This window comes from Streptomyces sp. CB03238 (assembly GCF_002099185.1).
In the GTDB taxonomy this organism is placed as follows: Bacteria; Actinomycetota; Actinomycetes; order Streptomycetales; family Streptomycetaceae; genus Streptomyces.
The window spans coordinates 140421-152229 of sequence record NZ_NBCN01000005.1 but is presented as its reverse complement, the minus strand read 5'-3'; the positions used below and the strand labels follow the sequence as shown (position 1 = coordinate 152229).

General features: G+C 72.8%; 11 protein-coding genes. 5 read left to right on the top strand and 6 right to left on the bottom strand.

Annotation, left to right across the window (positions count from 1 at the left end; genetic code table 11):
* Positions 1-404 precede the first annotated feature (404 nt).
* Together BKD26_RS10255 and BKD26_RS10250 are read right to left on the bottom strand one after the other, a co-directional pair.
* Positions 405-1256 (bottom strand): siderophore-interacting protein, encoded by an 852-nt coding sequence (locus BKD26_RS10255; RefSeq protein WP_084897526.1) that lies wholly within the window; start codon positions 1254-1256, stop codon positions 405-407.
* A gap of 49 nt (positions 1257-1305) precedes the next feature.
* Entirely contained in the window at positions 1306-2211 is a 906-nt protein-coding gene (locus BKD26_RS10250) for a 5'-3' exonuclease (RefSeq protein WP_084897715.1), read from the bottom strand.
* 234 nt (positions 2212-2445) lie between these two features.
* Between BKD26_RS10250 and BKD26_RS10245 the strand changes: the two genes are divergently transcribed.
* The 4 genes from BKD26_RS10245 to BKD26_RS10230 all read left to right on the top strand — a co-directional run bounded on the left by BKD26_RS10245 (position 2446) and on the right by BKD26_RS10230 (position 6752).
* Positions 2446-3600 carry a betaine/proline/choline family ABC transporter ATP-binding protein gene (locus tag BKD26_RS10245; protein WP_084897525.1) on the top strand — a complete coding sequence of 385 codons (1155 nt, stop codon included), beginning with the start codon at positions 2446-2448 and terminating at the stop codon, positions 3598-3600.
* A complete protein-coding gene (locus tag BKD26_RS10240; RefSeq protein WP_084897524.1) occupies positions 3593-5395 on the top strand; it encodes an ABC transporter permease/substrate binding protein in 1803 nt (600 codons plus the stop codon). Before BKD26_RS10245 ends, BKD26_RS10240 begins: the two co-directional genes overlap by 8 nt.
* 86 nt (positions 5396-5481) lie before the next feature.
* A complete protein-coding gene (locus tag BKD26_RS10235) occupies positions 5482-6024 on the top strand; it encodes a helix-turn-helix domain-containing protein (RefSeq protein ID WP_073758287.1) in 543 nt (180 codons plus the stop codon).
* The gene (locus tag BKD26_RS10230; RefSeq protein ID WP_084897523.1) at positions 6024-6752 is read left to right on the top strand and encodes a helical backbone metal receptor; all 729 of its coding nucleotides are present in this window, start codon (positions 6024-6026) and stop codon (positions 6750-6752) included. The genes BKD26_RS10235 and BKD26_RS10230 overlap by 1 nt, the downstream gene beginning before the upstream one ends.
* Here BKD26_RS10230 and BKD26_RS10225 read toward each other — a convergent pair.
* Positions 6670-7788, bottom strand: coding sequence for a TDT family transporter (locus BKD26_RS10225; protein WP_084897522.1), 1119 nt, complete (start codon positions 7786-7788; stop codon positions 6670-6672). The two genes, BKD26_RS10230 and BKD26_RS10225, sit on opposite strands and share 83 nt — an antisense overlap.
* Before the next feature lie 70 nt (positions 7789-7858).
* Between BKD26_RS10225 and BKD26_RS10220 the strand changes: the two genes are divergently transcribed.
* Positions 7859-8767, top strand: coding sequence for a LysR family transcriptional regulator (locus BKD26_RS10220; protein WP_179166490.1), 909 nt, complete (start codon positions 7859-7861; stop codon positions 8765-8767).
* 14 nt (positions 8768-8781) lie between these two features.
* On the opposite strand, the gene BKD26_RS10215 is transcribed toward BKD26_RS10220, so the two are convergent.
* The 3 genes from BKD26_RS10215 to BKD26_RS10205 form a co-directional block, all read right to left on the bottom strand.
* Positions 8782-9462: a gamma-glutamyl-gamma-aminobutyrate hydrolase family protein gene (locus BKD26_RS10215; protein ID WP_084897521.1), complete on the bottom strand. Its 681-nt coding sequence runs from the start codon at positions 9460-9462 to the stop codon at positions 8782-8784.
* Between the two features lie 12 nt (positions 9463-9474).
* Positions 9475-10917: an ethanolamine permease gene (eat, locus tag BKD26_RS10210; RefSeq protein ID WP_084897520.1), complete on the bottom strand. Its 1443-nt coding sequence runs from the start codon at positions 10915-10917 to the stop codon at positions 9475-9477.
* A 113-nt stretch (positions 10918-11030) separates the two neighbouring features.
* The gene (locus tag BKD26_RS10205) at positions 11031-11777 is read right to left on the bottom strand and encodes an FCD domain-containing protein (protein ID WP_084897519.1); all 747 of its coding nucleotides are present in this window, start codon (positions 11775-11777) and stop codon (positions 11031-11033) included.
* Positions 11778-11809 lie beyond the last annotated feature (32 nt).

Here is an 11809-nt window from a genome sequence, read left to right as displayed (position 1 = left end):
CGAGGGCCTCGGCCGGCGCGATGAGGCCCGGCCCGCCCGTAGCACCCGGTTGCCGTGCCCCGGCAAAGGCACGTCCTCCGGCGGCGCGTCCGCGTCACTCTGGGGGGCGGGTGGCCGGGGCTCCGACAGCCGGCCGTGCGGGTGTCAAGACGGCTGACTGTGTGAGGTCGTGGCCCGGCGGCGCATTGGGGCGCGGCCTGCGGCTCGCCGGGCCGGAGGGGGCTGCGCGGTCGGCGCGTGGCGGGCTGGGTGTTCCGGCCCGCGCTGCGGGGCCTGATCCCGGACTGTCCGTCGCCCGCGCTGCGGGAGGCGCCCCCAAAGCCGCCCGCAGGGGCGGGCTACGGGGGCCGTACTGGGGCACCGGGCGGTCCCAGCGCCGTGTCACGGGCGGGAACGGCAGGGTGTCAGGCGGCGGCCGCCGGGTTCTCCTGCTCGCGCTCGACCTGCTCGTTCCAGTCGCGCTTGACCGCCCGCCAGGCCTCGTCCGTCTGGCCCAGACGCCAGTAGCCCGAGATGGACAGGCGCTCGCGGGGAACCTGGCGTTCCAGGCGGAGGTGGCGGCGCAGGTCCTTGACGAAGCCCGCCTCGCCGTGGACGAAGGCGTGCACGTCGCCGGGCGGGAAGTCCAGGTCCCGGACCGCCGCCAGCAGCGCGTCGCCGACCGGGCTGCCGCCGCGGTGCAGCCAGCGGAGCTCGACGCCGGACGGGAGGGTGATCTTCTGCTCTTCGTCCTGGGACTCGACCTCGATGAAGGCGTGCCCCACGGCGCCCTGCGGCAGCCGCTCCAGTGAGGCGGCGATCGCGGGCAGCGCGCTCTCGTCGCCCACCAGCAGGTGCCAGTCGGCCGCCGGGTCCGGCGCGTACCCGCCGCCCGGTCCCAGGAAGCGCACCGTCTCGCCCACCTGGGCGCGTGCCGCCCACGGGCCGGCCAGGCCCTCGTCGCCGTGGACGACGAAGTCGACGGTCAGCTCGCGCTGGGCCGCGTCCCACGCCCGTACCGTGTACGTACGCGTCGTGGGCCACTGCTCACGCGGGAACTCCTCCCGGATGCGCGCCATGTCGAACGGCTCCGGATACGTCACGCCCGCCGCCGGGAAGAGCAGCTTGATGTAGTGGTCCGAGAACTCGTCCGCGGCGAACTCGGCCAGCCCCTCGCCGCCGAGGACGATGCGCACCATGTGCGGTGTGAGCCGCTCGGTGCGCACGACGCGCGCCTCCTGCGCCTTGGGTGCCTTGCGGGCAGGCTGTTCCGCCACGGTGGTCTCCCCGAGAAGTTGGGTGCTTAGGCTTGCCTAACTTAACACCTCAGCTTGCGAGGGTGGAGAGAAGACGGTCGAGCGAACCTCCCAGGCCCCATCGCGCGGCCAGCTTCTCCAGCGCCGCCGGGTCGCGCGGCTGCGCCGGAAGCGCCGGGTCGAACTCCGGCAGCGGTACGTCCCCGGCCACCCGCACCACCGTCGGCGCGACCGCCAGATAGCCCCGGGCCTCGTCCAGCCGCCTGCGCTGCGCGGGCGTCAGCTTCGATCGCGGATCGTCCACCGCCGCCAGGATCCCGGCCAGGTCGCCGTACGCGTCGAGCAGCTTGGCCGCCGTCTTCTCGCCGATGCCCGGCACACCCGGCAGCCCGTCGCTCGGGTCACCGCGCAGCAGCGCCAGATCCGCGTACCCCGGCCCGTCCACGCCGTACTTGGCGCGCAGCCATGCCTCGTCCGTGACCTGGAGCGTGCCCACGCCCTTGAGCGGATACAGCACCCGTACGCCCCGGGTGTCGTCCACCAGCTGGTACAGGTCCCGGTCGCCGGTCACGATGTCCACCGGGCCCGCCGACCGGCCCGCCAGCGTCCCGATGACGTCGTCCGCCTCGTACCCGGCGACGCCCACCCGGGCGATCCCCAGCGCGTCCAGCACCGCCTCGATCACCGGAACCTGCGGCGACAGGGTGTCCGGGATCTCCTCCTCGTCCGGCCCCACCTCCGTCTCCTCGGCGACCCGGTGCGCCTTGTACGACGGGATCAGCTCCACCCGCCACGCCGGACGCCAGTCCGCGTCCATACAGGCCACCAGCTCGTCCGGCCGCCGGTCCTGGACCAGCCGGGCGATGAAGTCCAGCAGCCCGCGCACGGCGTTGACCGGCGTGCCGTCCGGGGCCTTCACGGAGTCAGGGACCCCGAAGTAGGCGCGGAAGTAGAGGGAAGCGGTGTCGAGGAGCATCAGGCGTCGCGTCACATCTCCGATCATGCCGCACCCCACTGACAGCCGGGAGCGCACGCGGTTCCGGGTCGCCCGGCGTGACCCCGCGTGAAGTGGATCACCTTTCCGTTTGCGGTGTGTGCCCAAGGGCAGGCGCGGCACCGGAGCGGTCCCTGTCCTGTTTTCAACAAACCCGCTCCACGGCCTGCCGATCGGGGATGGCAGGCCGTTTTCGTTTCAACGCGTGAGGTGTATGTGTCCAGGCTCCAGGCCGAGCACCTGTACAAGGTGTTCGGCAGACGACCCGACGAAGCGGTACGCAGGCTCGAAGCGGGCGCGGACCGCGACGAACTGCGGGCCGACGGAACGACCGCGGCGGTGATCGACGCCTCGTTCTCCGTCGAGCCGGGCCAGATCTTCGTCGTGATGGGTCTGTCCGGATCCGGCAAGTCCACGTTGCTGCGCATGCTCAACGGACTGCTGGAGCCGACCGCCGGACGCGTTCTCTTCGACGGTGAGGACCTCACCGCCCTGAGCCCGCGCGAGTTGCGCCGCGTACGCTCCCACAAGATCAGCATGGTGTTCCAGCACTTCGCGCTCTTCCCGCACCGCAGCGTGCTGGAGAACGCCGCCTACGGCCTCGAAGTGCAGGGCGTCCCGCGCGCGGAGCGCGAACGGCGTGCCGCCGAGGCCCTGGAGCTGTGCGGCCTGGGCGGCTGGGAGAAGTCCTGGCCCGACGAGCTGTCCGGCGGCATGCAGCAGCGCGTCGGCCTGGCCCGCGCGCTCGCCACCGACGCCGACCTGCTGCTGATGGACGAGTCCTTCAGCGCCCTCGACCCGCTGATCCGCCGCGACATGCAGGACCAGCTCCTGGAGCTGCAGAAGCGGCTGAAGAAGACCATCGTGTTCATCACCCACGACCTCAACGAGGCCATGCGCCTCGGCGACCGCATCGCCGTCATGCGGGACGGCCGGATCGTCCAGCTCGGCTCGGCCGAGGACATCCTGGTCAGGCCCGCCAACGACTACGTCGCCTCCTTCATCCAGGACGTCGACCGGTCCCGCGTGCTGACCGCCGGCGCGATCATGGCCGACCCGGACACCGTGCTCGGCGTCGGCGACCTGCGTACTGCCGCCGACGTCCTGGCCGCCGCGCCCGCCGCCGTCCCGCGCGACACGCCGATCGCCGAGCTGTTCACGCCCTGCTCCACGAGCGGCGTCGCGGTCGCCGTCACCGACGACGCGGGTGAGCTCGTGGGCGTCGTCACCCGCGCCACGCTGCTCGCCGCCCTGGCCGAGCCGGCGGCCGGCACCACGGCGGCGGGCACCCAGGAGGCGGGCACCCAGGTGGCCGGCACCACGGCGGTCAGCACCACGGTGGACACCACCCAGGAGGCCGCCCGTGCCTAGGCTTCCGCTCGGTGACTGGGTCGACAGCGGTGTCGACTGGCTCCAGTCCCACCTCTCCTGGCTCTTCGACGCCATCAGCTCGCTCGTCACCGGTATGTACGACGGCATCGACGCCGCCCTCTCCGCGCCCGAGCCGCTGCTCTTCGGCGGCATCCTCGCCGTCCTCGCCTGGTGGCTGCGCGGCCTGCTCGCGGGCGTCCTCGCCTTCGCCGGCTTCGCGCTGATCGACTCCATCGACCTGTGGGACGACGCCATGTCGACCCTCAGCCTGGTGCTGGTCGCCACCGTCGTCACGCTGGCCATCGCCGTCCCGCTGGGCATCTGGGCCTCGCGCTCCAAGGCCGTCAGCGCCGTGACCCGGCCCGTGCTGGACTTCATGCAGACCATGCCCGCGATGGTCTACCTGATCCCCGGCATCATCTTCTTCGGCGTCGGCGTGGTCCCCGGCATCATCGCCACCATCATCTTCGCCCTGCCGCCCGGCGTACGGATGACCGAGCTCGGCATCCGCCAGGTCGACCAGGAGCTCGTGGAGGCCGCCGAGGCCTTCGGCACCACACCGCGCAACACCCTCCTGCGCGTCCAGCTGCCGCTCGCCCTGCCCACGATCATGGCCGGCATCAACCAGGTGATCATGCTGGGCCTGTCCATGGTCGTCATCGCCGGCATGGTCGGCGGCGGCGGACTCGGCGGCGCCGTCTACCGGGCCATCGGCAACGTCGACATCGGCCTCGGCTTCGAGGCCGGTATCTCCATCGTCATCCTCGCCATGTACCTGGACCGGATCACCGGGGCCCTCGGCCGGCAGGTCTCGCCCCTCGGCCGCCGGGCCCTCGCCAAGGCCGAGGCCCTCCCCCGGGGCCGCCTCAAGATCTTCGACCACCGCCCCCGGCCCGCCGTGGCGGTCGTCGGTGCCGTCGTCCTCGCGCTCGTCGCCGGCGGCATGAACGTCTTCGGCGGCACGGCCACCTCCCGGGCCGCCGCCGACGGCACGAACGTCGGCCAGGGCAAGAAGATCTCCCTGGGCTACATCCCCTGGGACGAGGGCATCGCCTCCACCTTCCTCTGGAAGGAGCTCCTGGAGCGGCGCGGTTTCGAGGTCGACGCCAAGCAGTACGAGGCGGGCGCCCTCTACACCGGGATGGCGAACGGCCAGATCGACGTCCAGACCGACTCCTGGCTGCCGGTCACGCACGCCACCTACTGGGACAAGTACCACGACAAGCTGGAGGACATGGGCGCCTGGTACGGCCCCACCTCCCTGGAGCTGTCCGTCCCCTCGTACCTGAAGGGCATCGACTCCCTCGACGACCTCAAGGGGAGGGCGGGGCAGTTCAAGGGCCGGATCATCGGCATCGAGCCGAGCGCCGGAATGATGGGCCTGCTCAAGGACAAGGTCCTCAAGGAGTACGGCCTGGAGGGTGAGTACGAGGTCGTCGACGGCTCCACTCCCGGCATGCTGGCCGAGCTGAAGCGCGCGTACGCCAAGAAGGAACCGGTCGTCGTCACCCTCTGGTCGCCGCACTGGGCCTACTCCACCTACGGCCTGACGAAGCTCAAGGACCCCAAGGGCACCTGGGGCAAGGGCGACGGCGTGCACACCCTCGCCCGCGAGGGCTTCGCCGCCGACAACCCCGAGGTCGCCGCCTGGCTCAAGGACTTCACGATGACCGAGAAGCAGCTCACGGACCTCGAAGCGAAGATCCAGCAGACCGGCAAGGGCAAGGAGCAGGAGGCCGTCCGCGCCTGGCTGAACGACAACCCGGGCGTCGCCGACAAGATGGCTCCTGTGTAAGCCCCCTCCACGGCTTTCCCTCCCGTTGCGCTACTCGGCGGTACCTCCGCTGCGTAAGGTGGTCGCAGAGGGAGGGAGCCGAGGAGATGGACGACAAGGAAACGCTACGAGTGGGCGTGGCCGTCCGCAGGCGGCGAAGAGCCATGGCGCTCACCCTCGCCGCGGTCGCCGAGCGCAGCGGCCTGTCCGTGCCGTTCCTGAGCCAGATCGAGAACGAGCGCGCCCGGCCCAGCGAGCGCTCGCTCCAGCAGATCGCCGACGCCCTGGAGACCACTACCGTGGCGCTGCTCGACGCCGCTGACCCGGCGCGCACCGTCGACGTCGTACGCGCCGCCGACGACCCCGGCCGGCCCGGCGCGCGGGCCCTGGTGCGCGGCGAGCACCAGATGCACGCCGAGGAGTTCACCGGCGAGCACGACGCCGGGCGTGAGCTCGTGCTGCGCAACGACGCCATGCTGTACGTCGCCGACGGCGCCGCCCAGGTGGAGGCCGAGGGCCAGGCGTACCGGCTGGAGCGCGGCGACACGCTCTACCTCTCCGGCGGGGTCCGCCACCGCTGGCGGGCCGGCGACCCGCACACCCGCATCCTCGTCGTCTCCGTCGCCGAGCACATCGAGACGGCCACCTGATGCGGGTCGTCTCGCTCGTCCCGTCCCTCACCGAGGCGATCGCCGTCACGGCCCCAGGACGGCTGGTCGGTGCCACGAACTGGTGCACCCACCCCGCCGGGCTGGACGTCACCCGTATCGGCGGCACCAAAAACCCGGACGTCCCCGCGATCGCCGCCCTCCGCCCCGACCTCGTCATCGCCAACGAGGAGGAGAACCGGGCCCCCGACCTCGCCGCCCTGCGCGCCGCCGGCCTGGACGTGGCGGTCACCGAGATCCGCGCCCTGGACCAGGCGTTCACCGAGCTGGACCGGGTGCTGCGCGCCTGCGGGGTGCGCACCCGGCCGCGCTGGCTGGACGAGGCGGAGGCGGCCTGGGCGGCGGTGACGCCCTCGGACACGTACCGCAAGGCCGTGGTGCCCATCTGGCGCCGCCCCTGGATGGTGCTGGGCCGGGACACCTTCGCGGGCGACCTGCTGGCCCGCCTCGGCGTCGCGAACGTGTACGCGGACCACGCCGAGCGCTACCCGCGCATCCCGCTCGACGAGCTGCGCGCCTCAGGCGCCGACCTCGTCGTCCTGCCGGACGAGCCGTACCGCTTCACCGCCGACGACGGCCCCGAGGCGTTCGCCGGGCTGCCCGCCGCCCTCGTCGACGGGCGGCACCTCACCTGGTACGGGCCGTCACTGGCCCAGGCACCGGAGGCGCTGCGAGCAGCGCTCCGCCGACCAGTCCACGGGCCGTCCTGACGGCCGCCGTCAGCCACGCCGCCACCAGGAGCACGTACAGCACCACCGCCAGCCACCGCAGCGCCGCGAGCCCGGTGTGCTGCGCCAGCCCCTCCGCGCCGGTCACACACGTCCCCACCGGGAACGTGAACGCCCACCACGTCATCGCGAACCCCATGCCCCGCCGCCGCGCCCGCAGCACCATCGCCCCGGCCAGCGCCAGCCACATCAGCGCGAAGCCCATCACGGGTACGCCGTACAGGACGGCGAACCCGGCCGCGTACGGCATGCCGGGCGGCGCCGCGTCGGCGAGGTTGCTGGCGGCCGTCGTGGACTGCCCCAGCGGGCCGAGCACCAGGAACAGCGTCGGCGTCAGGGTGAGCGGCAGCGGGCCGCCGGTCATTAGCCGGCCGAAGACCAGCGGCAGCACCACCAGGGTCGCCAGCAGGCTCAGCCCGAACATCCCGTAGCAGCCGATCAGCAGCGTCCGCTGCCACTGTCCGGGCGGCAGATGCGGTACGAGGAGGGGGCCGAGCGCGGCCGACACCATGGGCGCGACGACGGGCAGCAGCCACACCGGCGAGGCGGAGTCGACCCTGTGGTGCACCACCATCAGGTACGGGATCGTCACCGCGACCGTCAGGCCGATGACCGTCCCCGCCACGAACAGGACCCCGCCGAGGGTGACCGCCGTGGCCGGCCCCATCCAGTCCCGGCCGACGACGACGGCGCCGCCGCCGACCGAGACCAGGGCCATGGCCAGGCACCCATAGAACGGGGCAATGGCCGGGTCCAGGAGGTGGGCCCGGGCCTGGTCCCTATGGAGCGTCCAGTGCAGCGCGCGCGCCGCGAGCAGGACCAGCAGCATCAGCAGGGACAGTGCCCAGAGGGCGGTGCAGGCGGTGCGCAGACCGGGTACCTGGAGGGGCAGTGCGGCGCCCGCGTTGGCGACGATCGCGGTGCCCATCACCGTCGCGTACCAGTTGGGCCCGAGGTGCCGGACGGCCATGGCGCGGGGTACGCGGGGGAGTGGGAGCTGCTGCGCGAGGGTTGCCATGGACCCACCCTGACCTGCGCCGATGGCCCACACCAGAGATCATGTCCCTATGACCCCATAAACTGAAGTTATGAGCATCTCGCATCGCGTGCCCGACCTCGGGGCCCTGGAACTGCTTCTCGCCGTCGCCCGGCACGGCAGCCTCGGCCGGGCCGCGCGCGAGGTCGGCATCACCCAGCCGGCCGCCAGCAGCCGCATCCGCTCCATGGAACGGCAACTGGGCGTCGCCCTCGTGGACCGCTCCCCGCGCGGTTCCCGGCTCACCGACGCGGGTGCGCTCGTCACCGACTGGGCGAGGCGTGTCGTCGAGGCCGCCGAGGCGTTCGACGCTGGCGCCCAGGCGCTGCGCGACCGGCGGGACTCACGGCTGCGGGTCGCCGCCTCGATGACCATCGCCGAGTACCTGCTGCCCGGCTGGCTCATCGCCCTGCGCGCCGAGCGCCCCGACACGGCCGTCTCGCTCCAGGCCGGCAACTCGACCGCCGTCGCGGCCAGCCTGCTCGCCGGGGAGGCGGACCTGGGGTACGTCGAGGGCCTCGCCGTCCCCGAGGGCCTGGACGCCGCGGTCGTCGCCCACGACCGGCTCGTGGTGGTCACGGCCCCCTCCCACCGGTGGGCCCGCCGCCGCGCCCCGCTCACGCCCGCCGAACTGGCGGCCACCCCGCTGGTGCTGCGCGAGTACGGCTCGGGAACGCGCCAGGTGCTGGACGCGGCGCTCGCGGACTACGGCGGGCTCGCCGACCCCCTCATGGAGCTGGCCTCCACGACAGCGGTCAAGGCGGCGGCGATCAGCGGAGCGGGCCCGGCGGTCCTCAGCGAACTCGCCGTCACCGAGGAACTCGCCTCCCGCCGCCTCGTCGAGGTCCCCGTGGAAGGCGTCCACCTCCAGCGCGCCCTCCGCGCCGTCTGGCCCATCGGCCCCCTCCCCACCGGCCCGGCCCGTGACCTGCTGTCCCTGGCGCGGGGCGGCACGGGCTGAGCCGCCGGACCCCCCTAGGACGCCGCCGCGACCAGCCCCTCCATCACCCGCACGTCCTCCCCCATCTCCGGGTGCCACTGGACGCCCAGGGCCCACCGCGTGCCCGTCAGCTCGACCGCCTCCACGGTGCCGTCCTCCGCGTACGCGCACGGCGTCAGGCCCTCGCCCAGCCGGTCCAGGGCCTGGTGGTGGTAGGTCGGGACGGTCGTCGCCTCGCCGATGAGTGAGGCGTAGCGCGTGCCCGGGACCGGCTTGACCGTGTGCCGGCCGAAGACGCCCACGCCACCGGTGTGGCCGTCCAGGTGCTGGAGCAGCGTGCCGCCGAGAACCACGTTCAGCAGCTGCATACCGCGGCAGACGCCCAGCACCGGCGTGCCGGCCGCCAGCGCCGCCTCGATGAGGGCGAGCTCCCAGGCGTCCCGTTCCACCGCCGCCGGGCCCGTACGCGGGTCGCGGTCGGCGCCGTAGCGTACGGGGTCGACGTCCGCGCCGCCCGCGACGACGAGGCCGTCGAGGCGGGCGACGACGTCCGTGGCGGCGGAGGGGGCGTCCGGCGGGAACATCGCGGCGATGCCGCCCGCCGACTGGACCAGGCGGGGGTACGTCGCCGGGAGCAGGGCGGCGGGCAGCTCCCACACGCCCCACTTGGCGGGCTCGAGGTAGGTGGTGACGCCGATGAGCGGCTTGGAAGGCACAGCCGGTTCCTCTCAGTTGCGTTCGAGCTCGGCCTCGGCCGCGGCCAGCGCCGCGAACTCCTCCTCGGGCGCGCTCGCGACAAGACGGTGACGACTGTAGAAGGCGAAGTACGCGAGGGCGACCGCATAGACCCCGAGTGCGATGAACGCCGCGTCCTGGTCCACCAGGAACGTCGCCACCAGCGCGGCGAGCGCCAGCACGAAGGCGACGGAGGACGTCACCACCCCACCGGGCGTACGGTACGGGCGCGGCAGGTCCGGCTCGCGGCGCCGCAGCACGATGTGGGACAGCGCCATCAGGGCGTACGAGATGGTGGCGCCGAACACCGCGATGTTCAGCATCCGCGCTCCGTTCCCGGTACCGGCCGCCAGCGCGAAACCGAGCGCGCCGGGGATCAGCAGGCCCAGGTACGGGGACTTGCGGCGGCTGGTCAGGGACAGGAACCGGGGCAGGTACCCCGCCCGGGACAGGGCGAACAACTGGCGGGAGCCCGCGTAGATGAGGGAGAAGAAGGAGGCCACCAGGCCCGCCAGACCCGCGTAGTTGACGAACCGGCTCAGCGCGGTCGGGTCGCCGTCCCCCTGGAGGGCCACCACCAGCGGGTTGCCGGCGTCCTGGATCGCGGCCGAACCCCGTACGCCCGTCGCCGCGAAGAACGTCAGCACGGCGAGCAGCACCAGGATCAGCATCGACAGCGACAGCGCCCGCGGCATGGACCGCACCGGGTCCTTCGCCTCCTCGGCGGCGAGCGGCACACCCTCCACGCCCAGGAAGAACCACATGCCGAACGGGACCGCCGCCCAGATGCCGAGCAGCCCGTACGGCAGCCAGGAGTTCGCCCCGAAGGCCGTCGGATCGGCCGGGATGTCATTGAGCCCGTCCGCCCGGAACTCGGTGAACGCGCCGACCGCGAAGATCAGCAGCGCCGCCACCGCGATGGCGGTCACGATCAGGCTGAAGCGCAGCGCCTCGCCGACGCCCCACAGGTGGATGCCGATGAAGACGACGAAGCAGGCGAGGTAGACGGGCCAGCCGGACTCCAGGCCGAAGAGGCCCAGGGACTCGACGTAGTCGCCGATGAAGATGGAGATGGCGGCCGGGGCCAGGATGTACTCGATGAGGATGGCCGTACCGGTGAGGAAGCCGCCCCAGGTGCCGAGCGCCCGGCGCGCGAAGCCGTAACCGCCGCCCGCCGCGGGCAGGATGGCGGACAGTTCGGCGAGCGCGTACACGAGACAGGCGTACATCACGCCCATCAGGACCGTCGCGATCGCCAGCCCGCCGAAACCGCCCTCGGCGAGGCCGATGTTCCAGCCGGCGAAGTCGCCGGAGACGACGTACCCCACACCGAGCCCGGTCAGCAGCAGCCAGCCGGCGCTGCCCTGCCGAAGGGCCCGGCGCTTGAGATAGTCGTCGGTGGGGACGGGTGTGTCCTTCGTTTCTTCCAGCGTCATGGCAGCAGCGCTCCCGCGTCAGTGGTCGGGGCCCAATGGAGTGGTCCCATACCTTTGCGGTGGTCGGGCGTGAACGCAAGACCCGTGCGTTACTTTCGGGTTACGCCCGGCAGTTACGTGAGGAAGCCACGCAGCAGCGCCGCCGTCCCCGCGCAGTGCTCCCGCATCACCTCGCGCGCCGCGTCCGCGTCCCCGTCCAGGACGGCCTCCACCAGCGCCGTGTGCTGGTGCTGCGAGTGCTCCAGATTGCGTACGAGCAGCGGGATGCAGTCCAGCAGGTCGTTCACCGACGCCCGTACGGCCGCGTACTGCGCCGTCAGCGTCGGCGAGCCGGACAGCTCGGCGAGCGTCAGGTGCAGCAGCGTGTCCTGGCGCCGGTAGTCGTCCAGCGGCGCGTCGTGCGTCGCCCGCAGCGCCGTACGCAGCCGCGCGGCGCCCTCCTCCGACAGCCCGTGCGCCGCGCACAGCCCCGCCGCGCCCACCTCCAGCACCTCGCGGAAGCGCAGCGTGTCCTCCACGTCCACCGACGCGATACGGCGCCGCAGCTCCTCCTCGCCCGAGTCGCCGGGCGCCCGGTCCCGGTGCAGCACGAACGTTCCGCCGTACCGGCCGCGCCGGCTCTCCACCAGGCCCTGCTCCTGGAGCACCTTGAGCACCTCGCGCAGCGTCACCCGGCTGATCCCCATCCGGTCCGCCAGCTCCCGCTCCGCGGGCAGCCGCTCGCCGCCGGGCACCAGGCCGAGCCGTACGACCTGGAGGATCTGCTCCAGCGCCTCCTCGAAGCCGTTGCCCGCCCGCACCGGCCGCAGCACGGGCGCCAGCCGGTCCCCGGACGCACTTCCCGAGCTCTTCTTCGCCACCTCGCGGTTTCCCCTTCCCAAGCAATGGTCTT